This window comes from Nitrincola iocasae (genome assembly GCF_008727795.1).
GTDB lineage: Bacteria > Pseudomonadota > Gammaproteobacteria > Pseudomonadales > Balneatricaceae > Nitrincola > Nitrincola iocasae.
In genome coordinates, this window is record NZ_CP044222.1 from 197,764 (window position 1) to 220,958 (window position 23,195).

20 protein-coding genes and 1 other RNA gene are annotated in these 23,195 nt (G+C 50.7%); 11 read left to right on the top strand and 10 right to left on the bottom strand.

The window, feature by feature from the left end:
* Window positions 1–218 precede the first annotated feature (218 nt).
* Window positions 219–1,766, top strand: coding sequence for a phosphoenolpyruvate carboxykinase (locus F5I99_RS00945; protein WP_151053243.1), 1,548 nt, complete (start codon window positions 219–221; stop codon window positions 1,764–1,766).
* 135 nt (window positions 1,767–1,901) lie between these two features.
* Here F5I99_RS00945 and ppx read toward each other — a convergent pair whose 3' ends face one another.
* Window positions 1,902–3,428: an exopolyphosphatase gene (gene ppx / locus F5I99_RS00950; protein WP_151053244.1), complete on the bottom strand. Its 1,527-nt coding sequence runs from the start codon at window positions 3,426–3,428 to the stop codon at window positions 1,902–1,904.
* Window positions 3,429–3,620: 192 nt separating this feature from the next.
* Here ppx and trxA point away from each other — a divergent pair, with 192 nt between their 5' ends.
* The 4 genes from trxA (at window position 3,621) to F5I99_RS00970 (ending at window position 7,815) form a co-directional block, all read left to right on the top strand.
* The gene (gene trxA / locus F5I99_RS00955; protein ID WP_151053245.1) at window positions 3,621–3,947 is read left to right on the top strand and encodes a thioredoxin TrxA; all 327 of its coding nucleotides are present in this window, start codon (window positions 3,621–3,623) and stop codon (window positions 3,945–3,947) included.
* Window positions 3,948–4,213: 266 nt separating this feature from the next.
* Window positions 4,214–5,473, top strand: a complete 1,260-nt coding sequence (gene rho, locus F5I99_RS00960; RefSeq protein ID WP_036524738.1) for a transcription termination factor Rho — start codon at window positions 4,214–4,216, stop codon at window positions 5,471–5,473.
* Window positions 5,474–5,588: 115 nt separating this feature from the next.
* Complete coding sequence (ubiD, locus tag F5I99_RS00965; protein ID WP_151053246.1) at window positions 5,589–7,082, top strand: 4-hydroxy-3-polyprenylbenzoate decarboxylase; 1,494 nt, start codon at window positions 5,589–5,591, stop codon at window positions 7,080–7,082.
* Complete coding sequence (locus tag F5I99_RS00970) at window positions 7,075–7,815, top strand: NAD(P)H-flavin reductase (RefSeq protein ID WP_151053247.1); 741 nt, start codon at window positions 7,075–7,077, stop codon at window positions 7,813–7,815. The genes ubiD and F5I99_RS00970 overlap by 8 nt, the downstream gene beginning before the upstream one ends.
* Window positions 7,816–7,866: 51 nt before the next feature.
* Here F5I99_RS00970 and F5I99_RS00975 read toward each other — a convergent pair whose 3' ends face one another.
* Genes F5I99_RS00975 through hemC form a run of 4 tightly spaced genes read right to left on the bottom strand, consistent with a single transcriptional unit; the run spans window position 7,867 to window position 12,176 of the window.
* Window positions 7,867–9,126: a heme biosynthesis HemY N-terminal domain-containing protein gene (locus tag F5I99_RS00975; RefSeq protein WP_151053248.1), complete on the bottom strand. Its 1,260-nt coding sequence runs from the start codon at window positions 9,124–9,126 to the stop codon at window positions 7,867–7,869.
* Window positions 9,126–10,445 (bottom strand): uroporphyrinogen-III C-methyltransferase, encoded by a 1,320-nt coding sequence (locus tag F5I99_RS00980; RefSeq protein WP_151053249.1) that lies wholly within the window; start codon window positions 10,443–10,445, stop codon window positions 9,126–9,128. Before F5I99_RS00980 ends, F5I99_RS00975 begins: the two co-directional genes overlap by 1 nt.
* Complete coding sequence (locus F5I99_RS00985; protein ID WP_151053250.1) at window positions 10,442–11,260, bottom strand: uroporphyrinogen-III synthase; 819 nt, start codon at window positions 11,258–11,260, stop codon at window positions 10,442–10,444. Before F5I99_RS00985 ends, F5I99_RS00980 begins: the two co-directional genes overlap by 4 nt.
* Window positions 11,238–12,176, bottom strand: coding sequence for a hydroxymethylbilane synthase (gene hemC / locus F5I99_RS00990; RefSeq protein WP_151053251.1), 939 nt, complete (start codon window positions 12,174–12,176; stop codon window positions 11,238–11,240). Before hemC ends, F5I99_RS00985 begins: the two co-directional genes overlap by 23 nt.
* 161 nt (window positions 12,177–12,337) lie before the next feature.
* Here hemC and argH point away from each other — a divergent pair, with 161 nt between their 5' ends.
* Window positions 12,338–13,741: an argininosuccinate lyase gene (gene argH / locus F5I99_RS00995; RefSeq protein ID WP_151053252.1), complete on the top strand. Its 1,404-nt coding sequence runs from the start codon at window positions 12,338–12,340 to the stop codon at window positions 13,739–13,741.
* Between the two features lie 62 nt (window positions 13,742–13,803).
* On the opposite strand, the gene F5I99_RS01000 is transcribed toward argH, so the two are convergent.
* Window positions 13,804–15,714, bottom strand: a complete 1,911-nt coding sequence (locus F5I99_RS01000; protein ID WP_151053253.1) for a methyl-accepting chemotaxis protein — start codon at window positions 15,712–15,714, stop codon at window positions 13,804–13,806.
* A 155-nt stretch (window positions 15,715–15,869) separates the two neighbouring features.
* Here F5I99_RS01000 and F5I99_RS01005 point away from each other — a divergent pair, with 155 nt between their 5' ends.
* On the top strand, window positions 15,870–16,778 hold the full coding sequence (locus F5I99_RS01005; RefSeq protein ID WP_151053254.1) for an AEC family transporter: 909 nt from the start codon (window positions 15,870–15,872) through the stop codon (window positions 16,776–16,778).
* A 343-nt stretch (window positions 16,779–17,121) separates the two neighbouring features.
* Here F5I99_RS01005 and F5I99_RS01010 read toward each other — a convergent pair whose 3' ends face one another.
* The 4 genes from F5I99_RS01010 to F5I99_RS01025 form a co-directional block, all read right to left on the bottom strand.
* On the bottom strand, window positions 17,122–17,721 hold the full coding sequence (locus F5I99_RS01010) for a 5-formyltetrahydrofolate cyclo-ligase (RefSeq protein WP_151053255.1): 600 nt from the start codon (window positions 17,719–17,721) through the stop codon (window positions 17,122–17,124).
* A 5-nt stretch (window positions 17,722–17,726) separates the two neighbouring features.
* Window positions 17,727–17,907: non-coding RNA, 6S RNA (gene ssrS, locus F5I99_RS01015), on the bottom strand.
* A gap of 29 nt (window positions 17,908–17,936) precedes the next feature.
* The gene (locus tag F5I99_RS01020; RefSeq protein WP_191905913.1) at window positions 17,937–18,236 is read right to left on the bottom strand and encodes a cell division protein ZapA; all 300 of its coding nucleotides are present in this window, start codon (window positions 18,234–18,236) and stop codon (window positions 17,937–17,939) included.
* Window positions 18,233–18,442 (bottom strand): TIGR02449 family protein, encoded by a 210-nt coding sequence (locus F5I99_RS01025; RefSeq protein ID WP_151053257.1) that lies wholly within the window; start codon window positions 18,440–18,442, stop codon window positions 18,233–18,235. Before F5I99_RS01025 ends, F5I99_RS01020 begins: the two co-directional genes overlap by 4 nt.
* 186 nt (window positions 18,443–18,628) lie before the next feature.
* On the opposite strand from F5I99_RS01025, the gene F5I99_RS01030 reads away from it, so the two are divergent.
* The 4 genes from F5I99_RS01030 to F5I99_RS01045 are packed head-to-tail and all read left to right on the top strand — an operon-like array spanning window position 18,629 to window position 23,106.
* On the top strand, window positions 18,629–19,219 hold the full coding sequence (locus F5I99_RS01030) for a UPF0149 family protein (protein ID WP_191905914.1): 591 nt from the start codon (window positions 18,629–18,631) through the stop codon (window positions 19,217–19,219).
* A 26-nt stretch (window positions 19,220–19,245) separates the two neighbouring features.
* Window positions 19,246–20,574: a Xaa-Pro aminopeptidase gene (gene pepP, locus F5I99_RS01035; protein ID WP_151053259.1), complete on the top strand. Its 1,329-nt coding sequence runs from the start codon at window positions 19,246–19,248 to the stop codon at window positions 20,572–20,574.
* A complete protein-coding gene (gene ubiH, locus F5I99_RS01040) occupies window positions 20,571–21,821 on the top strand; it encodes a 2-octaprenyl-6-methoxyphenyl hydroxylase (protein WP_151053260.1) in 1,251 nt (416 codons plus the stop codon). The genes pepP and ubiH overlap by 4 nt, the downstream gene beginning before the upstream one ends.
* Window positions 21,822–21,831: 10 nt before the next feature.
* Window positions 21,832–23,106: a UbiH/UbiF/VisC/COQ6 family ubiquinone biosynthesis hydroxylase gene (locus tag F5I99_RS01045; RefSeq protein ID WP_151053261.1), complete on the top strand. Its 1,275-nt coding sequence runs from the start codon at window positions 21,832–21,834 to the stop codon at window positions 23,104–23,106.
* Window positions 23,107–23,195: the final 89 nt, after the last annotated feature.

A 23,195-nucleotide genomic window follows, 5' to 3' on the forward strand; every position in this document is an offset into this window, starting at 1 on the left:
GCCGCTATGCAACTTTAGTGAAACAGTTAATGAGAACAGTTTCCGGTTGTCCACATGGCGGTTTTTTTATGCAATAATAGCCGTCCTTAAAACAATAATAAGTTTTGCAAGCCGGTATATTTACACTGCGAAGTACTATCTGATACCTGTGGCGTATCTGGTCAGGGCTCGCATTTGCTATTCAGTAATTTGTTGGCATCAAGCCAAGGGAAAGCGTAATGACTACAGACACTGTCAAAATTGCACATCAGAATCTGAGCCCTGCTGAACTGGTGGAGCGTGCTCTGCAGCGCCAGGAAGGTGTGCTTGCTGATACCGGTGCATTGGTTGTAACTACCGGCAAGCGCACTGGTCGTTCACCGATGGATCGTTATATCGTCGAAGAATCCTCTACAGTCGCAGACATCGATTGGGGACAAGTTAACCGTCCGTTTGATGCTGATAAGTTTGATGCCCTTTGGCAGCGTGTAGAAAGCTGGCTGGAAGGTGAAGAGCGTTTTGTCTCTCAGGTTCACGTTGGATCTGACCACAATTATTATTTGCCAGTCAAAATGACTACCCAGACTGCCTGGCAAAACCTGTTTGGCCTGAATCTGTTTATTCGCCCGCATCAGTATAACCCCAAGGGTAAGCCTGAGTGGGAAATCATTAACGCTGCAGGTTTTGTATGTGATCCTGAGCGTGATGGTACAAACAGTGATGGTTGCGTGATCCTCAACTTTGCTGAACGCAAGGTACTTATCGCCGGTATGCGTTACGCCGGTGAAATGAAAAAGGCGATGTTTTCAGTGCAGAATTTCCTGCTGCCTGCGCATGATGTGCTGCCGATGCACTGCTCTGCTAACATTGGAGAAGATGGTTCTACCACGTTGTTCTTTGGTTTGTCAGGTACCGGCAAAACTACCCTGTCTGCTGATCCAGAGCGTTACTTGATTGGTGATGATGAGCACGGCTGGGGCAAAGGGGTTGTATTCAATATTGAAGGTGGTTGCTATGCCAAGACCATCAATCTGAGCAAAAAGAACGAACCGATTATCTGGGATGCGATTCGTTTTGGTGCCATCGTTGAAAATGTTACCCTGAATGCTTGTCGCAAAGCGGATTATAACGACACGTCACTGACTGAAAATGGACGTTGTGCTTATCCGCTGGAGCATGTTGATAAGCGTTCTGCGACCAATATGGGTGAAGAGCCGGATTCCATTGTATTTTTGACCTGTGACCTGACAGGGGTCTTGCCACCTGTGTCTGTATTGTCCAAAGAAGCGGCAGCTTATCATTTCCTGTCTGGTTATACGGCGCTGGTTGGCTCCACGGAAATGGGTTCAGGTGGTGGGATTAAATCTACCTTCTCTACCTGCTTTGGTGCGCCCTTCTTTCCGCGTCCGGCGCATGTTTATGCTGACCTGCTGATGAAGCGAATCAGTGACTATGGTTCACGCGTTTACTTGGTTAACACCGGTTGGACTGGTGGCTCTTATGGTACGGGTGAACGGTTTAGTATCCCGACAACCCGGGCTATTATCAGTGCGATTCAAAGTGGAGCGTTGAAAGACTGTGAAACCCAGCAACTGCCGGGTATTAATCTGGCTGTGCCTTTGGCTGTCCCCGGTGTTAACAGTGGCTTGCTGAATCCACGTGAGACCTGGGCTGATCCAGCGGCTTATGATGCGGCCGCGAAGGACCTGATTGGTCAGTTTGTTAGTAATTTCACTAAGTTTAATGGCATTTCGCAAGAGATCGTTAAGGCAGGACCTGAGCTGTAACGGCTTAGTTGGTACATAAAAAAAGGGGGGCAATGGAAATTGCCCCCCTTTTTTATGTACAGGACGTACGGTATGCCGCGAGCGCATGGCTGCACAGGAGCGGCGCATCTAAAGCAAGCTACCCACAATGTGGGGTTAGCTGCACTTCAGTTTGTAATCGATACTTTTCAGATAATCCGCTTCGCTTTCCAGGTCAGTCTGGGTCAGAGGGTGATGTTGCAGCCATTCGCTTGGGAAGGTCAGGGTGATTTTCTGATTTTCTACCTGCAGTTTGAAAGCGGGCAGGCGGGCCTTACTGCGACTTCTATGCAGGATAACCGCAAGGCGAAGCAGCAAGCTTAAGTGTATATAGGGTAGTTGCTTGTCTTCAGGCAGTAGCTTTAATTCATCCTTGGGTAGTTTTCGACGGTGGGCTCTGGCCAGGAAGGCGAGCAGTTGTTGCTCTGTGTTACTGAATCCCGGTAGGTCGCAGTTTTGCAGTAAATAGGCACTGTGGCGATGAAAGCGGTTGTGTGAAATGGTCAGGCCGATTTCGTGTGTGCGTGCCGACCAGCCGAGCATGTCGTGAAATTCATTATCCTGAAGTTGCCAGCTATCACTGACCTGGGCCAGCATGATCAGTGCTGTTGCTTCTACATTGGCGGCATGACGGGTATCGATATGGTGGCGTTTCATCAGCGCATTGATGGTACGCTCTCGCACATCTTCATGGCGCAGTCGACCGGCCATATCGTAGAGCACGCCTTCGCGAAGTGCCCCGTCCGAATATTCCATGGTATGAATATCCAGCGACTCAAAAATTGCACACATAATAGCGGTGCCTGCCGGGAGTACGGCTTTTCTTTCCGGTTTGATGCTGCTTAGGGTGATGTCATCAGTGTGGTTGAATTTCAGTAGATAGGCTTTAAGCTGGTTCAGGGCTTCAGCCGTAATAGGCCCGGAAGAGTACCCTAGCTCTATGCAGGCCTGATTGATGGCTTTGGCAGTACCGGATGAACCGACACAACTTTGCCATCCCATGCGGCGATAGTTATGTCGGATCGACAGCAGTTCCTGCATGGCAGCCATTTTAGCTTGTTGAAAGCCCTTGTCCGTTAGTAGGCCAGCAGGGAAGAAATCTTCGCTAAAGCTAACGCAGCCCAGTTGCAAACTTTCCAGTAGTCGTGATTCAAAGCGTTCACCAATGATGCATTCAGTACTGCCTCCCCCTATGTCGATAACCAGGCGACGGCCGGTATCATCGGCCAGAGTATGCGCAACACCCAGATAAATCAGGCGTGCTTCTTCATAACCAGAAATGATCTGCAGCGGTAGTCCGATAACAGCAGAGGCGCGGCTGGCAAACTCCCGGCGATTTGAGGCTTCACGCAGGGCGTTGGTGGCAACTGCTCGTATGGCTGACCTGGGTAGCTCTTTGATGCGTTCAGCAAAGCGCCGCAAGCAGTCGATCCCACGTTGTTGGGCTTCTTCTGAGAGAGTGCCGGCTTCATCCAGTCCGGCAGCCAGTTGCACTTTTTCTGACATGACATCGACCGGTTTGAGTTCTCCATCCACCAGCCGGGCAACTACTATATGAAAGCTGTTGGAGCCAATATCGATTGCCGCCAGCAGCGCACCCTCTTCAGGTTGATCGAGCCGGCCGGGCTGTTCGTATACTTCCATTAAGCTCTCCACGTCACGTTTTGTAGCGAATGGTCGCTATTTTGCCAGACGCTGTGGCGCATAAGAAGCCGTAAAAACATTTTCTTGGCGTATCTATGCCATTCGGATAAGTTCACAAGCCTATACGGCAGGTGTTATGATCCCTATATGACAGCTATTACAAAGCACCCGGTGCAATGGAGAAACAGAGACATGAGTGAAAATATTATTAATGTCACCGATGCCACTTTTGAAGAAGAAGTGGTAAAAGCAGATAGCCCCGTGTTGGTTGACTACTGGGCAGAATGGTGTGGTCCGTGCAAGATGATTGCGCCCGTTCTGGAAGAAATTGCCAAAGAGTATGAAGGGCAATTGAAGGTATGTAAGCTCAATATCGACGAAAATAATGATACGCCGCCCAAGTTCGGCATCCGCGGTATACCTACCTTGATGTTGTTCAAGGGTGGCAGTGTCGAGGCCACTAAGGTGGGAGCGTTGTCGAAGTCTCAGTTGTCTGCTTTTATCGATGCTAATCTCTGAGTGATGGTCGGGATGAAAGGGTTGGAGTACTCCACCCTTTCCAATAGTCTTGCTCAGGATCAATCACCATACGATAATATCGACGGATACTGGACAGCGGTCGTTAAACACTTTATATTCATGCTGTGCTTGGCTGATGATCCTGTCAGATCCCGGCAGGGTGTTACAGTCCGATCTGCGGATCCACTGAAGCAATCTCTTTCCAACTCAATCCTCCGGCTTACCATTCAATTATCAGCCTTCGCTTGGCTGCATTCTAAAAAACTATGAATCTATCTGAATTAAAACTCAAAAGTGTTCCAGATCTACTGGAAATTGCAAACAGCATGGGCATCCAGAACATGGCCCGTTCCCGCAAACAGGATGTGATTTTTGCCATCCTGAAAAAGCATGCTGTTAGCGGTGAAGATATATACGGCGACGGCGTCCTTGAAATACTTCAGGACGGCTTTGGTTTTTTACGCTCGGCAGATTCGTCTTACCTTGCCGGACCTGATGACATTTATGTTTCACCCAGTCAGATTCGTCGCTTTAATCTGCGCACGGGCGATACCATCGCTGGAAAAATCAGGCCACCCAAAGATGGTGAGCGTTATTTCGCGCTGTTAAAAGTTAGCGAAATTAACTTTGACCGTCCTGAAAATGCCAAGAATAAAATACTGTTCGAGAACCTGACACCGCTATTCGCCCAATCGCGCATACGCATGGAAGTCGGTAATGGCAGTACCGAAGATATTACTGCCCGTGTCATCGATCTGGTGTCACCTATGGGCAAAGGTCAGCGTGCGCTGATCGTATCGCCGCCTAAAGCCGGTAAAACGCTGATGTTGCAGAATATTGCCAACAGCATTACCCGCAACAGCCCAGATTGCTACTTGATTGTGCTGTTAATAGATGAGCGCCCGGAAGAAGTGACAGATATGCAGCGAACTGTCCGCGGTGAGGTTGTTGCCTCAACGTTTGATGAGCCGCCTTCACGTCACGTACAGGTCGCTGAAATGGTGCTGGAAAAAGCCAAGCGTCTGACTGAGCATAAAAAAGATGTGGTCATCCTGCTGGATTCCATTACCCGTCTGGCACGTGCTTATAACACCGTGATTCCGTCTTCCGGTAAAGTATTGACGGGTGGTGTCGATGCCCATGCTCTGGAACGCCCCAAGCGTTTCTTTGGTGCGGCGCGTAACATCGAAGAGGGTGGCAGCCTGACAATCATTGCCACAGCGTTGGTAGATACCGGTTCCAAAATGGACGAAGTTATCTACGAAGAGTTTAAAGGTACCGGTAATGCTGAAGTGCATCTGGACCGTCGTATTGCGGAAAAGCGTGTGTTCCCGGCAATTAATATCCGTCGTTCAGGTACACGCCGTGAAGATCTGTTGACTACAGAAGATGAACTGCAGCGTATCTGGATCTTACGCAAATTGCTTGATCCGATGGATGATTCCGCCGCTACCGAGTTCGTCATCGATAAGCTGAAAGACTTTAAGACCAATGATGAGTTTTTCCAGTCGATGAAGCGTAAGTAAGCGATCTGTAAAAACGATCTGCAAAAAGAGTTCTGACGTAAACATTCGAAACTCTTTCACCCAGACACCCAGGTAGCGTTGCTGTCTGGGTGTCAGTGTCTGGTAAGACTTAGCTATGTCCACGCCAAAATATAATGACCTTCGCGATTTTATCCAGATGCTTGAGGCCAGAGGTCAGCTCAAGCGCATTACCCAGCCTGTCAGCCCTGTGCTGGAAATGACTGAAATCGCGGATCGAACCCTGCGTGCAGGTGGCCCCGCACTGTTATTTGAGAACCCGATTGGGTTCGATATTCCGGTATTGGCCAATCTGTTCGGTACGCCTGAGCGGGTGGCCTTGGGCATGGGGCAAGAATCTGTATCTGCACTGCGTGATGTGGGTCTATTGCTGGCGCAGTTAAAAGAGCCGGAACCACCCAAGGGCTTCAAAGATGCCTGGGACAAGCTACCGGTATTCAGACAGGTGCTGAATATGGGACCGAAGCTGGTTAAATCAGCACCCTGTCAGGCCGTTGTAACTGAAGGCGACGCTGTAGATCTGTATCGTTTACCCATTCAAACCTGTTGGCCAGGCGATGCCGGGCCCTTGGTCACTTGGCCATTGGTGATTACCCGTGGGCCGAATAAAAGTCGACAGAATCTGGGTATTTATCGACAGCAGCTGATTGGTCGTAATAAGCTGATTATGCGCTGGTTGGCGCATCGTGGCGGCGCACTGGATTTCCGTGAATGGAAACAGCAGCATCCCGGTGAACCTTTCCCTGTAGCTGTCGCCTTGGGGGCTGATCCTGCTACTATTCTTGGTGCTGTGACACCGGTACCGGACACGCTATCCGAATATGCTTTTGCTGGTTTATTGCGCGGTGGAAAGACCGAGCTGGTGAAATGTATCGGTAATGATTTGCAAGTACCTGCAAGTGCCGAATTCATTCTGGAAGGCTATATCGATCCGGACGAAACCGCTGAGGAAGGCCCATTTGGCGATCATACCGGTTATTATAATGAAGTGGACCGTTTCCCGGTTTTTACCGTAGAGCGCATTACCCACCGCAAGGATCCAATCTATCACAGTACCTATACTGGCAGACCGCCGGATGAACCGGCGGTGTTAGGTGTTGCACTCAATGAAGTGTTCGTACCAATTCTGCAGAAACAGTTTCCAGAAATCGTCGACTTCTATCTGCCGCCGGAAGGCTGCTCTTACCGCCTTGCCGTGGTCACGATGAAGAAGCAGTATCCAGGCCACGCCAAACGGGTGATGCTGGGTGTCTGGTCGTTTTTACGTCAGTTTATGTATACCAAGTTTGTCATTGTATGTGACGACGATGTGAATGCGCGTGACTGGAAGGATGTTATCTGGGCCATGACCACGCGTATGGATCCTGCAAGAGACACCGTCATGATCGAGAACACACCAATTGATTACCTGGATTTTGCGTCACCTGTTTCTGGTCTGGGATCAAAAATGGGCATGGATGCAACCAATAAATGGCCTGGGGAAACCCAGCGTGAATGGGGTGAGCCAATTCAGATGTCTGCAGAGATCAAGGCGCATGTAGATGATATATGGGACAGTTTAGGTATTATTTCTGGAGAGAGTTTTGAATAGATATACGGCAAAAATAATCAGTAATGAGCGTTTGAATCGTGATGTCTATCGGGTTCGGATTGCGCTGAAAGCATCAGGGTCTGAACCAGCAATTTTTAGTGCGGGTCAGTATCTTGAGCTATTTTTGCCAGATGGTCGCAGTGCGTTCTTTTCTATCGCATCAGCTCCAGAGCAGGCGGACGAGCTGGAGCTACATATTCGTCATATGCCAGATAGTGAGATGAATTGTGCGCTTGTTGCGCACCTGGAGCAGGCTTCCGAAGTGGAACTGAGCATGGCTATGGGGCAGTGTCATCTTTCTGCCGCAGCTTTATCAACTGAGCGCACACTGGTTTTTGTTGCCGGTAGTACCGGCTTTGCGCAAATAAAAAGCATGGTTGAGCATTTGTTAGCCAATCAGGTAACTCAGCCTATTCATGTTTTCTGGGGTGGGCGGATTGCTGATGATCTCTATCTGGATGATCTGGCCCGTCAGTGGGCAAATGACTACTCCAATCTACACTATACCGCTGTAGTATCAGAGCCCAACGCTAGTTGGCTGGGTGAGCGAGGATTGCTGCCTGACATCGTGGCGGCAGACATTCAGGCACCCGCTGAAACGGATATTTATGCCTGCGGCTCACCCGGTATGGTGTATGCACTGGTTGATGCACTGGAAGCCAAAGGCATCAGCGAGCGCCAGATACATGCGGATGTGTTTGCCTATGCGCCCCGGCCTAAGGCAACAAGCTAACGATTTGAATCAAGGGTGCGTCTAAGTCTATTAGACGCACCCCTCAGGCACCTAGTCGGCTTTAAGTGCCGGTTTCGGTAGGGGTAGATCGGGCAATTTCGCTGTCAGATTGCTAATACCCTGATTCATAACCTGCATGGCTTTTTCCGGTTGTTCCAATTGCTGCAACAAACGGGCAAACTCGGCGCAGGTGTCCAGGTCAGGATCAATACTTAAGCTTTGCTCATAAAACCCTACCGCCTCACTCCACAGTTGGCATTTTGCTGCCAATCTTGCCAGGGCAATATATAATCCCGGGCTTTGTTCATGAACCGATAACCATTTTTGTGCTTGTTGATAAAGCTTGCGTGGTTTGGTGCTATCGATTAGACCATAAAGGGGAATAAGTGTTTCACTCCAGCGGGTTTCCAGACGTTGGCGCAATAAAGTTTCTACGGCCTTATAGTCACCGGCAGTGATTAACTGTTCGGCATATTCTGCCACTACATCATCGTAACTGGATGCTGTTTCAGGCATGCTTACCCAGACACTCTGTAGATGCCGGACCCGCTGTTCCGGTTCGGGTGTAGAGCCTCCTGCTGTTGGTGTTTTCTGTTTATGCAGCAGATGTAACAGTGTTTCACGCTCCAGACGATTTAGATTTTCCTGTGGTAGTGCTTTGCTGCGGCGCAGATCGGGTAGAATATCGGCAACACCCTGCCAATCATGCAAACGTGCCGAGACATCGGCCAGCAAGGACAGAATTTGTTTATTGTGTGGTTGTTTGCGACGCAGTTTGAGTAAATTGGCCAGCGCCGCTTCCAGTTGTCCGCGTGAAACCTGAATCTGCGCTTGGGTAATGCTGACCGCCAGGCTGGCTTCAGGGGTCGACTTTAAAGCTTTTTTCAGCAGTTCATCAGCACCGGCCTGGTCTCCATTCTCATGTGCAGCCCGAGCAGCTGCCAGGTAGTTGATTGCAGGCAAGTCGAAGTTTTCTGCGCTGCGCGTCAGGGATTTTTGTGCCTTGCTCCACTCGCCTTCGGACAGGGCCAGCAGGCCCTTCAAGGTATTTCTCCGTGCAGATTGCTGTTTCTTGATGGCTCGCCAATGACGGAAGCGTCCCGTTGGCAGGCGGGTATTAAAGATCAGATTGAAGATCAAATGCAGCAGTATAAAGGCAATGAATACGCCAACCAGAAATACCCACAGGGTGGTTTCAACGGTGGTGTTGTTATAGGCCAGCAGCACATAACCGGAATCGGTGACCATCATCTGGCCAGCCCAAGCACCGGCTACAAGGACCAGTAACAGTAATACGAAAAGGCGCTTCATCAGTTGCCTCCTTCACGCTTCAGGCGGCGCAATTCACTGATGTGAGTCTGTAATGCATCCAGCGATGCATTGATCGACGGCACCTCTGGGGCGACTTCGACAGCTTTCAGTTCATCAAGGCCGCGCAACAATGACTGGGTTGTTGCATCGCTGGGTTCAAAATAGTCCGCTATCCAGCGGCTGGCTTTTTCCAGGCTCTCTGAATAGGCGCCTTGGCGGCGTTGCAGCAACGCGTGTTGAGCTTGTTCCAGCATCAGGTGCAGGTTTTGTTGCAGATAGTAGGTTTGTTCTGGTGAGAGCAAAGGTTCAACCGGGTCATCACGGTGTTGGATTACAACCAGTTGATCCAGCTTAGACATGGCGCTGGACAGTGCGTTTTTGGCGCCAGCTCCCCAAGTGTCACGGACTGCTTCAGGTGTTATCTCTTCCAGCATATCCGGTAGCTGACGACGATCTGTAACCGGTGTCATGCGTAGATCAGACACGCGTGCATTCAAAGCACTGAGGCGTAGGAAAACGCCTTCGGTATCCAGACGGGGAACAGCATCCAGTGCGGCGATATCCTCTGCCAGAGCTTCGCGGACCGGATAGAGTGCCGCGTCATCTGCCTGTTGCAGTATTTCGTCAGCAGACCTGAGCAAGGCCAGGGCACCCGTGGCGCTTTGTTCCATTAGTACACGCTGGTTGGCAAGGCGCAATAGATACTCAGCCTCAGCCAGCAGCCAGTCCTTTTCGGAAACGACCTGCTGTGCTTGAACCTGACGAATGCTTTGAGTCAAGCGTTGTTGCAGACTGTCGACGTTACGTTGGCTGGCCGCTGTTTGCTCCTTCAATTGGCCTAGTTGCTGATTGATGCCCGCCGCCTGCTCGCTAACAGAGGAAACCGTACGAGCTACTTCAGTAGCATTACTGGCCAGTCGGGTTTCGACCTCAGCCGCCAAACTGACGGTTTTATTCTGCAGCTGTTGGTTCTGGTAAAACAAATAGCCAGATAAGCCCAATGCAGCCAAGGCGATAACTAAGGCTGCTCTTGCGGGCCAGGGGGATGAGGATTTAGATGCCGTTGCTGTGTCTGAGCTGTGTGTGGCTAATCCGGGCTTGGCTTGGCGGACCTCAGATTCAGTGGCTGTACTCTCAACTGCACTGCTCTCAGTTGCAAGGCTCTCAGTTGCAAGGCTCTCTGAGGTAGGGCTCTCTGTAGCACTGGAGGTGCTATCGTCTCCTGGCGCCGCTGTTGTGTGTGTATCCGGTTGTTCTGTTTCAGCTACAGGTGTTTCAGGATTACTATTCTGGTCGGGTTTATCAGATTTATTTGTCATGCCAGCTGTTCCAAGTCATTTCCGGGGAGAGTGGCCCGGACCATTGAGTCGTCATCCGGTCCCTGTGCAACTCTGACCCGCCTGTATCCCAGCTCCCGTGCAATGACGGCAATGCGTTCACTGGGCACTATTAAAAGCGTGTTGAGCAGCGGTTGATACCGGTCTGCTGAATAGGCCGTAATAAGGGTCTGCAGGTTTAACAGACCTTCGCCGCTGGTAATGAGCAGCGCCGACAAGGGTTCATCCAGCAGTTTCTGCTTTACTGTTTGTTCAGAATAACCGGGGAGACGTCGATAGTAAACTGTACCATAGTCAACTCTGGCTCCGCGTGCTGTCAGGGTGGAGCGCATTAGATCTCGACCGCCATTGCCTCGCAGTATCAGAATCCGCTGACCATTAACCTGTTGGAACCTGTCGCTAGCGAGCAGCGCTTCAGAGTCATAGCCCTGATCACTGGACCAGGCAGGGATACCCTGCTTTTCAAGCTGCTTAACTGTCTGGCGGCCTATACCGATCCAGTCGATGCCCAAGGGGAATTGTGGCCAGAAGTCTTCGATCAGTTCAACACCCAGTCTGGCGGCATTGGGGCTGACAAAAATGACTTTCTGGTAGAGATCCAGATCCAGCAGGCAGTACTTGAGGTCGGCGTAAGCCGCATCTGAATCACTCACCGGTTCGATCTGGATGAGTGGCAGGCATACGGCCTCGCCACCAAGCGCCTGGATCAGCGCCTGCTGTGTCTGGCTCTGATGGACCGCTCGAGTGACCAGTAAACGCTGTCCTTGCAGCGGTTTAGCCGCGTTCTGTGTAGACATGCTTTAATATGTCGTCAGCGCCCGCGGCAAGCAGTTGCTCCGCCAGTTGAATGCCCAGAGCCTCAGCGGACTCAACCGGACCGGTGATGTCATCGCGTAACACACGACTACCGTCCGGCAGGCCGACCAAACCACGTAACCAAAGCTGAGTATTGTTTTCCTGTAATACGGCATAGCAACCGATAGGCACCTGACAGCCCCCTTCAAGGCGACGGTTCATGGCGCGTTCTGCCAACACGCGGCTGGCTGTTTGAGTGTCGTGCAGGGGTTTCAGCAGACTGATCAGTTCCTGATCATCGCTACGACACTCAATGCCGACAGCACCCTGTCCACCGGCAGGAAGGCACTCCTCGGCGGGCATCTCTCTACGGATACGCGCTTCCAGCTTGAGCCGAACCAAACCGGCAGTTGCCAGAATAATGGCGTCAAACTCTCCAGCATCCAGCTTGCCCAGGCGTGTCTGTACATTGCCGCGTAAACTGCTGACTTTCAGATCGGGGCGGCGTTCACGTACTTGAACCTCTCGGCGCAATGATGAGGTGCCGACATGGGCGCCCTGGGGGAGGTCGTCAAGCGAGGCGAAGTGGTTACTGATAAAGGCATCGGTAGGTTTTTCACGTGGACAAATCACGGCCAATCCCAGTCCTTCAGGAAATTCCATGGGTACATCTTTCATCGAATGTACGGCAATATCCGCACGATTCTCCAGCATGGCATTTTCCAGCTCTTTGACGAACAGACCTTTACCACCGATTTTTGCTAATGGCGTATCCAGAATCTTGTCACCCTGAGTCACCATGGTGACCAGTTCAATCTGGATGCCAGGGTAGTGAGCTTCAAGCTCGGCTTTGACATATTCAGCCTGCCATAGGGCCAGCAGGCTTCGGCGTGTTGCGATACGGATGGTTCTGCTCATAAGGGTGTCCTGTTGCCGTGAGTGCAAAAAATCAGATACAGATTGTAGCAGATTAACCACAACGGGCGATAAACCCCACGGTAATCCGTGGCCAAGCTTGGTATAATGGCGGGATTTTCAGCCATCCGCCAGTTCATGGCCTGTTCATGGAGAGTGTCAGTATGAGCAACAAAACCAATCAGCAATGGGGCGGCCGTTTTTCCGAGCCGACCGATGCTTTTGTCGCGCGTTTTACCGCATCAGTTGATTTCGATAAACGCCTCTACAAGCAGGATATTCAGGGCTCCGTTGCCCATGCGCGGATGCTGACCCGGGTAGGTGTGCTGAGTCAGGATGAATGTGATGCTATTTTGCGCGGGTTGGGTGAAATTCGCGTTGAGATAGAACGGGGTGAGTTCGAGTGGTCGGTTGCATTAGAGGATGTTCACATGAACATCGAAGCGGCACTGACGCATAAAATAGGTGTGGTCGGCAAAAAGCTGCATACGGGGCGGTCACGTAACGATCAGGTAGCTACGGACATACGCCTCTATCTGCGCGATGAAACTGATTTGATCCTGGATGAGCTATCCCGATTGCAGCAGGGGTTGCTGGAATTGGCTGAGCGTGAAGCCGATACCATCATGCCGGGCTTTACCCATCTGCAAACGGCGCAACCGGTGACCTTTGGCCACCATTTAATGGCCTGGTTTGAAATGCTTAGCCGTGATTATGAGCGCTTCGTTGATTGTCGCAAGCGTATCAATATTCTACCCTTGGGAGCCGCTGCACTGGCCGGTACCACCTATCCGATTGATCGCCACTATACGGCTGAACTGTTGAAGTTCACCGCTCCGGCAGGTAATTCACTCGACGCGGTATCGGATCGTGACTTTGCCATAGAGTTCTGTGCCGCATCGAGCCTGTTGTTGATGCACATGACGCGAATGTCAGAAGAGCTGGTGCTCTGGGCCTCTGCGCAGTTTAATTTTGTTGATCTGCCGGATCGCTTCTGCACCGGTTCGTCGATTATGCCGCAAAAGAAAAATCCCGATGTGCCAGAGCTGGTAAGAGGCAAAAGTGGTCGGGTCTTTGGACATTTGTTCTCTTTGCTGACACTGATGAAGTCTCAGCCGCTGGCGTACAATAAAGATAATCAGGAAGACAAAGAGCCGCTGTTCGACACAGTTGATACGGTTAAAGGTTGTTTGCGCGCTTTTGCTGATATGGTGCCAGCGCTACAGGCACGTAAAGAGGTGATGCGTGAAGCGGCCTTGCGAGGCTTTTCAACCGCTACGGACCTGGCTGATTATCTGGTGCGTAAGGGCGTTGCTTTCCGTGATGCGCATGAAATTGTCGGCTTGTCGGTGGCTTATGGCATCCGCACTGGTAAGGATCTGGGGCAGATGGAGCTATCCGAGTTGCAGCAGTTTTCTGACATCATTGCAGCGGATGTGTTTAGTGTATTAACGCTGGAAGGATCTGTTTCCGCGCGTGATCACATAGGGGGGACCGCACCCAATCAAGTGCGTAAAGCCGTAGTCGCTGGTCACCAGTTGCTGTCAGGTCGTGATCTGCATAGTTGATAGTAATATCCTTGGCCGGGTTAGGCCGGAGCCGCCAGTCAATTGGCTGCTCCGGTATCTTATCAAACCTTGAAGCGTCCGATCCGGCTTTGCAGTTCATTGGCTAATTTGGCTAGTTCATCCGCCGCTGTATTCACTTGCTCAGTACTGCTTGAAGTCATTTCAGCGGCATCCGTAATAAAACTGATGTTGTGATTGATTTCATCAGCCACTTGGGATTGCTGGCGAGCGGCTTCGGCAATCTGTATGTTCATGGTATTGATTGTTTCGATTGCTGCCGCGATGCTGGTCAGTGCCTCATCTGTATCACTACAGCTGGTAACGCTGGCGGTGGCTTTGTTGCGACTCTGCTCCATTGAGCTGACCGCTTTTTCGGCACCGGTTTGCAGACGTTCAATCATATGTTGAATATCCACGGTGGAGTTCTGAGTACGGCTGGCGAGACTGCGTACCTCGTCGGCAACCACTGCAAATCCGCGCCCTTGTTCGCCTGCTCGTGCTGCTTCAATGGCGGCATTCAGCGCCAGTAGATTGGTCTGATCGGAAATATCACGAATGACATCAAGAATCTTGCTGATCTCCTGACTATCATTAGATAAGTGATTGATGATCTGTGCAGCCGCTTCGATGTCGTTGGCCAAGCCTTGAATTGATTCTTGAGTGTTGGCCAGTTTTTGTTTTCCGGATAGTGCCAATTCATTAGCTGCACCCGCAGCATGTGATGTTTGAGCTGCATTATCCGCTACTTCAGTCACTGTGGCAGTCATCTCATTCATTGCCGTAGCGACCTGTAGCGTTTCAGACTGCTCTTTTTTGGCTTGCTGCGAGGTGTCGGTGCTAGAGGCTGATAGTTCCTCTGCTGCAGCAGACAACTGAACAGTGGCAGCACCGACCTGCTTAATCAGACTGTGGATGTGCGCAACAAAGTGATTAAATGAACTTGCCAGATTGGCCAGTTCATCGCGGCCGCTGTCGTCAAGACGAGCGGTCAGGTCGCCATCGCCAGCGGCAATATTACGCAAGCTGTCTGCCGTGGTTTTTAAAGGTTTGATAATGCTGCGAGCCAATAGCGTTGCCATCAGCAGGCCCAGTAAAACTGAAATAATGCCAATCACAATGATGCGGATTAGTGCCTGTTGATAGCCCTGTACATATTCGGTGCGATCAATCATTAGCTCAACCACGCCGAGTGGTTCGCCAGAAAAATCCATGATTGGACGCGCCATGACAGCCCAGCTCTGTTCGCCTTTATCGATTTCGCTGGTATAGATCTGCCCCTGCATGACTTCGGCTAGCTGGGCCTTGGTGAGAGAGGTGTTGTTTTCAATGGTTGTGGCAAAGGTGCTGAAGCCCTGGTCTGCTGGAATATGCAGTGCTGCTCGCGCACCAAAGCGCTCAGTGAAAGTGTTAAAGAAATCCTGGCCAAATGAGAGGCCAACCTCGGCGGAACCTATATGGCGTTGCTGGTAATACACAGGAATAACGCCTCGCAGACCAATGCCAGCGACACCGCTTTCCAGGCCACTTTGGGGGCGTTGTTGATTGTTGGCCTGCAGTACTGTCAGACGGAAGCTGCTCAGGTCATCATCATATTTGTCCAGCCGATGTAAGCGTAGATAAGAGGTTGCGGGTGGCAGATGAAACTGAAACTGGCGGATATTATAAGTCTCTTGCAAGGCTTCAAATATAGGTAGTGTCAGTTGTTGCAGCAGTGCTCTGTCGCGGTTGGCAAAAGCTTCAGAAATGCCGACACCGCTTGTAGCGGCGGTAGTGATACGCAATGCCTGTTCGGCTGTTTCATCAATGGAAGCCTGCAGGGCGTTATGTAGATCTTCGAGTTGACGGCTTTCAGCACGTTGTGTGATATTACTTAAAAGGTTTAATACTGTGGGAAGAATGATGGCAATGACTAGTGCCAACATGATTGCCGTACCTAAGGCAAGGCGAATGGATATGCGAATATTTCTCAGCATTGACGGGGATTCCTAAAGCTGGACGTTAGTAGCCTAACTTTTTCTAGAGACACTAAATTTAATCTAATTCAAGCACACATTATAAAATTATAGAACTTGAATCTGTACAAGTATTGATCATGTGTGTCTTAGCTTGACTTATATCAGGAAAGTTTATGTTATCAGTGGTATCAGTGCTTTGGCCGGTGTTCGCTCTGTTGATTACTGGTGCTGGCATGCGTCGCTTCAATTTTCCTGGTAATGGCTTCTGGGCACCTGCTGAGCGGCTGACTTATTATTTTCTTTTTCCTGCGTTATTGATTAACAGTCTGAGTCAGGCCTCGCTGTCTGGACAGGAATCTTTGAGGCTGATGCTGGCCGTGCTGCTATTGCTGATGGCGGGCACGCTAGTCTGCTATGGGCTGCGACGTTTCTTGCGGTTGGGTAATGCGGCTTTTACGTCCTTCTATCAAGGCAGTATGCGTTTCAATACCTTTGTAGCCCTGGCAGTTGCCTCCGCACAGTTTGGTTCTGCCGGGATAGCTCTGGCGGCTGTAGTGGCTGCCGTTATGATTCCAGCATTGAATCTGCTTTGTGTGCTGGTATTTGCTCATAATGCAGAGCGCCAACCAACCTTGGGTGGAGTGCTGAAAACGCTGCTAACAAATCCGTTGATACTGGCGTCTGTGCTGGGAGTGAGTATTAATTTGGCAGGAGGCTTACCTGAGCTTATGCAGCCTTTCTTTGTACTCCTATCACAAATGGCCCTGCCACTTGGTTTGCTATCCGTCGGAGCTGCGTTGAACCTGTCTGCTTTGCGACGCTCGGGACGGGGGATGCTCTTCTCCATAGTGATTAAGCTGCTGTTGTTCCCCTTGCTTGCGGGATTAATTGCGCTGTTATTGGGTTTATCAACTCTGGCAGCAGGGACGTTGATCATCTTCGCCACTATTCCCACGGCTACTTCGGCCTATATTCTTGCGCGTCAGTTAGGTGGTGATGCATCGTTGATGGCGGCAATTATTACTGCACAGACCCTGTTGTCCATGCTAACCATTCCTTTTTGGTTAACATTATTACTGTAAAAATAGATTAAAATCATCATGTTAATGGCATAGTTCAATAACTACGGTTAACTCAGCCATGTAACATGCAGTAAAAAAACGAAAAAAACTCTGTAATAGACTTGAAATATTTTTATTTTGTGAAACACTATGTATGGGTCATAAACGCCTGTTTGGGTTAGTTGCAGTCACGCTATGTGGCTGATCTCTAATTAAACTGCAACGCAATAAATAAAAGAGATAGGCGAGATGAGAAGGAGTCCTGATCTAGTGCTGGTGCTGGTGCTGGTTTTTGTAATTGGCACAATAATGACTGGTGTATCTCAGAGTGGTATTGAGTTTGCGGCTGTAGTTCAACAGGTTTTCAACAGCTAAGCCGATAAACACCTTCCTCTGTGGCAATTCCTGTCAGCGGTACATCCCAGCTTTCCGTTGTCAGGCAATCTACTTTCTGTAGATTGTGTGCTAATCCTATTAGCTTCGGTCCTCTGATTATTCCTTTGTACTGCAGTTTGAAGCCAAACGTGCGGTCGTAATAGCCACCTCCCATACCCAATCGTCCGCCTTGGATATCGAAAGCAACTAACGGCAGAAAAACCAGATCCAGGGCCCAGGCCGGGGTTCTGGGTGTGCGTTGTAGTTTTGGCTCTGAAATACCATAACGGTTCAGTCGCATTGGACTACCGGGTCTGTAGGGTAAAAACCACAGGCGATTGTGATGAATCGGATGGAGTACGGGCAGATAAACAGATTTACCTAATTGCCAGCATAGGTGGATCAATGGCTCGGGACTGATTTCACCATCATTGGGTAAATAGAGAGCAATATTCTGTGCTTTACGAAACCAAAGCTGATGTTTCAGATTGCGACAGAGGCGGTTGGCATGCCGCTTTTGTTCACTGGCTGACAGTGCGCGGCGTTGGCGTCTAAGGTGTTGGCGCAGAGCCCTGCGGGAATCGGGCATGATGAAGGTCTCCCAGAGTGCCGTTTACTGATTCTGGCCCTGAACCGTGAGGTTCAGAGAGGGAGCAGTGTCTGACATATCAGGCTTTCCGACAAGCGGACATGCACACAACATCAAAGTGACACTCCCATTTAGAAGGATATAGGCTCGAGGGACTTAACCAGCTCTCGAACACCCCAGAAGACGATTTCATTATACCAGATTAACTAGGATTGTCAGCCACCGGAGTTGGATGTGTTTAATGAGTTATCAATTTTACTGCCAATGCGGCGTAAGTGAGTATCAACACTCTGGCGTTGATGCTCCTTGTTTTTCAGCAAATCATGGGACATGTTCAGCGCAGCCATGACCGCAATGCGCTCAAGCCCAACGATCTTCCCGGTATTTTTGATTTCACGCATTTTATCATTGAGATAATCAGCCGAAGCCAAAAGCTCAGCTTCAGCGCCATCCGGGCAACTGATAGTGTATTCTTTATCCAGTAGTCTGACGGTAACGCTTCGGGCTGTTGTCATGATCCGTGCTCCAATGATTTCAATCGGGAAATCATTGCTTCAATTTTACTTTGGGTTTGCGTATTCAGTTGCATCAACTGGGTGCGCTCTTCCTTTAAGCGCTGTTCTGACTCGCGCAGACGCTTGTTTTCTTTTTCCAGTTCGTTGAGCCGAGCTATCAGCTGGTCAACCTTGTGTTCCAGTGCATTAAAAAGATGTTCGCTCATGTCCGGGCGCTTCCTGACAACCATCATGTTTATATTAACAGCCTGTGGCAAACCTTGACATCTTCCGCGGGTAAACTAAAGAGCTTGGCGCGCATTCTGGTCAATCAGACAGACTATTCATACCCTTTACAGTAAATGCTAGCATAGCCTGCTCCTGATTTATTTATTTCTCTGATGGATATTGAAATGACTTCTGAAAAAACGCTACCTGACCTCCCTGATTTTGACGCCATCGCCGATCTGATGATCAGCGAAGGGGCGTTGACTCTATCTCCTGCTGAGTTGCATGGACTCATGGTTGGGCAGCTGTCAGCTGGTGCACGTTTTGATACAGATACGTTGCTGCGTGTGTTGTCTGAGTTGATGAATATCAACCAACTGGTAGAAGAAGAAGGTAAACTGCTCTTCGTCTCCCTTTACACTATTACGCTGGCGCATTTGCTGGACGAAGATCTCGGGTTTCAACTGCTGCTTCCAGATGATGAGCAGGACATAAGCCAGCGGGTGGATGCCCTGAGTAGCTGGTGTAGCGGGTTTCTGGCCGGTTTTGGTATGTATCTGGGTGAGTTACCTATGTCCGAAGCGCTGAAAGAGGGGCTGCAGGATTTTTCCGAGATTGCCCAGGTGTCTACAGACCCGGATGAACTGCATGATGAAGACGAATCCGGCCTGCTGGAGTTACAAGAATATGTCCGTATGGCGGCCTTGTATATTTTTGCTGAATGCAATCCGGATGTTGACCCTGATCCGGCGGATAAACGTAAGCAGCTACATTGACTCTCAACCGTGTACAGTAGGTAATAATGAAAATTTCGATTGATCAGTTCAGCCAACGACGTAAGCAGTTACTGCAGCAGTTGCCGGAAAACAGTATTGCGCTGATACCGGCTGCCAGCATGAAGGTTCGTAACCGCGATGCCGAATATGCTTTTCGACAGGATAGCGACTTTTATTACCTGACCGGATTTAATGAGCCAGATGCCTTGTTGGTATTGATACCCGGTGCGGCTGAGGGTGAGTCGATTTTGTTTTGCCCACCGCGCGATGCGGCCATGGAAATCTGGACCGGTTATCGTGCGGGTCCAGAGGGGTGTATTAATGACTTTGGTCTGGATCAGGCATTTAATCTGGATCAATTGGATGAGCAGATGCCGACGCTGATTAATGCTAAGGCTGTGCTGTGTTATGCCCAGGGGAGTCATGCTGGGCTGGATGTAAAAGTAACTCACTGGCTGAACAGGTTACGGGCGAAAATCAGATTAGGATTCAGTCTGCCAGAGCAAACCCTGTTGTTGGATAAGTACTTGCATGAGTTGCGCTTGTTTAAGTCGGAAGCAGAGCTGCAAGTAATGCAGCAAGCGGCTGAATTGTCGGCTCAGGCGCATTGCCGAGCCATGCAGCTGTGTCAGCCGGGGATGATGGAATATCAGCTGGAAGCGATTATTCAACAGCATTGTGCTATGGCGGGTGCACGTTTTCAGGCTTATTCCCCGATAGTGGGTGGCGGTGTGAATGCCTGTATTCTGCACTATATTGATAATGATGCCGAGCTCAAGGATGGTGATCTGGTATTAATCGATGCGGGTTGCGAGCTGGATAATTATGCCAGTGATATCACCCGGACCTTTCCGGTGAATGGCCATTTCAGTGAGGCACAGAAAGCGCTCTATCAGTTGGTGCTGGATACACAGGAAGCTTGCATTGATGCCATCCGGCCAGGCCGTCCCTGGGGCGATATTCACGACTTGTCGGTGAGGTTGCTGACGCAGGGTCTGCTGCAACTGGGCTTGTTGCAAGGTGATCTCGATGATTTGATTAAATCAGAAGCCTACAAACCGTTTTATATGCATCGTATCGGCCATTGGCTGGGTATGGATGTGCACGATGTCGGGCGCTATAAAGATGCTACTGGCGCCTGGCGGCCATTGCAGCCAGGTATGGTGATGACGGTTGAGCCAGGGTTGTATATTGCCCCTGATAATCAACAGGTCGATCCCTGTTGGCGCGGCATAGGCATACGGATTGAAGATGATGTGGTGGTGACTGAAACTGGCTGTCAGGTGTTGACTGCCGGGGTGCCTAAGTCAATCGCTGAGATCGAGGCGCTGATGCACAGCGGAGACGAGCAATGATAAAACATTATGACTTGGTGATTGCGGGTGGCGGCATGGTGGGGGCCAGTCTGGCCTGCGCTTTGCTGCCAGTTGCCCAGGCGTTGCAACTAAAAATCGCCCTGGTTGAACTGCAGCCCTTGCCGCCGCCAGATGAAAGCCGCTTTCAGCCCAGTTATGATGCGCGTTCCACAGCCCTGGCGTATGGTGCGCGTTCGTTTTATCAAGCCACCGGGGTGTGGCAACGTTTACAAGAGCATCTGACACCCATTGAGCATATTCATGTCTCTGACCGCGGGCATTTCGGTGCTACACGTCTGCATGCCGCTGATGAGCAGGTGCCGGCCTTGGGTTACGTAGTTGAAAATCACTGGCTGGGTCAGGTGTTGCTGGATCATATTCGTAAGGATCGTTCAGGCTGTCTGGATTTTATTTGTCCGGCTGAGATTGAATCCTTCACGCCGGGTGAGGGTTGTAGCCTTCTGAGTGTGAAGACTCCGGACGCCCAGTTGCAGTTGCAGGCAGAGCTTGCAGTAATTGCTGATGGCGGTCGTTCAGGCTTGCGTGAGGCGCTGGGAATCTCCTGTGAAGAACACCACTATGATCAGCATGCCCTGGTTGCCAATATCAGCCTTGATCGCCCGCATCAGCAGGTAGCCTATGAACGTTTCACTGACTCGGGTCCGATGGCGCTGTTACCGGGTGAAACTCTGGATGGTGAGTTTCGTTGTGGCCTGGTTTGGACGCTGCCAGATGAGGATGTTGCTGATGTGTTGGCGCTGGATGATGTGGCATTTTTGCAGCAGTTGCAGCAGACATTTGGCTACCGTGCCGGGCGCTTTATGCGGGTTGGTGAGCGTTACAGCTACCCCCTTAAACTGACCTTGGCACAGGAGCAGGTGCGTGCGGGGCTGGTGGTGCTGGGTAATGCGGCGCACGCTTTGCATCCGATTGCGGGTCAGGGTTATAACCTGGCCCTGCGGGGTGTTACCGACTTGGCTGAAAATCTGATTGCTTCGCGGCAGATGGGTATTTCGTTGGGTGATCTGGCCCGTTTGCAGACCTATGAACAGCAGCGTAAGGCTGATCAGTTGCGCACCATTGGCTTCAGCGATAAAACCATGCGTTTGTTTTCTAATCCCAACCCGATATTAAGTCTGGGTCGCTCATTGGGGTTACAGTTCCTTGATATTTGTCCGTTGGGTAAAACTCTGTTTGCCCGTGCCGCCATGGGGTTGAATTCACCAGCTTTACAGCTTCCCCGATAGAGGACTTTTTATGCAGCAGCCTGAAAAAAGTAGTACCGATGTAGTGATTAACGGTGCAGGCATGGTCGGTGCCGCCTTAGCATGCTTGTTGGCAAGCGCAGGTATGCGCGTCCTGGTGCTCGAACCGCGCAAAGAAACCCCGCAGCAGTTGCTTGATGTATTGCCTGAACTACAGGCGCAAGGCTACGATGCTCGTGTAAGTGCGCTGACACTGGCTTCTCAGGCGCTACTAACCCATATCGGTGCCTGGCCGACCATGGCAGCGACAAGAGCGGCGGCTTACCAGGGTATGGAAGTCTGGGATGGTTTGGGAAGCGGACATGTTCATTTCAGTGCGGCTGAGCTGCACGAGCCTTACTTGGGTCATATTGTTGAAAATCGGGTCACGCTGGCAGCGCTGTATCAGTGTTTGCTGATGCAATCTGGTATTGAAGTACGTAATGCTGTCCAAATGACCGCACTGTCGGCACCGGATGCACAGGGTGGACGCTGGCTGACGCTGTCTGATGGCGAGTCACTGTACGCGCCTTTGCTTATTGGGGCTGACGGTGCAGAGTCACCTACCCGGCAGTTGGCAGGCATTCCGGCAACGGCCTGGGATTATGGCCATCATGCCCTGGTTACTACAGTGACCACTGAGACTTCACATCAGTGGCAATGCTGGCAACGCTTTACTGAGGATGGCCCCTTGGCTTTTCTGCCCTTGGCATCAGCGACGGCTGACCGTGCTTCGATTGTCTGGTCGACGTCTCCTGCACATGCGCGTGCGTTGCTGGCGATGGATGATCAGGCCTTTTGTGAAGCACTTAGCCGGGCGTCTGATACTCGCCTGGGACGCGTGCTGACGGCTGAGCCGCGTCAGGCGATCAATCTGCGCCAGCGTCATGCGCATAGCTATGTTGTCCCGGGCGTGGTGTTGGCGGGTGATGCCGCGCATACCATTCATCCGTTGGCCGGACAGGGTGTCAATCTGGGTTTTCTGGATGTGGCTGCACTGGCTGAAGTATTAATGGAAGCTCATGCCCAGGGAGAGCTGCTGGGTAGTTTGAGTGTATTGCGTCGTTACCAGCGTTTGCGGCGCAGTGATAATCTGCGCATGTCTGCCACCATGGAAATGTTTCGGCGCTTATTTGGTGAACGACCGGCACCGGTGCGCTTGTTGCGCAGTAGTGGTATGAATCTGGTTAATCATTTGTCTCCATTGAAAAATCATCTGGCGATGTTGGCGATGGGACTGCACTCGGACCTGCCTCGTTTGGCGCAGCGCGATAATTCCGCCGCGTAAAGATCTAGACAGGCATTGAACTGATCAGAGTTTGTCGCTACATTAGGTTCCCTTTTTTTGCATTCAGGCGTTTGTGTCACCGTTTCGCC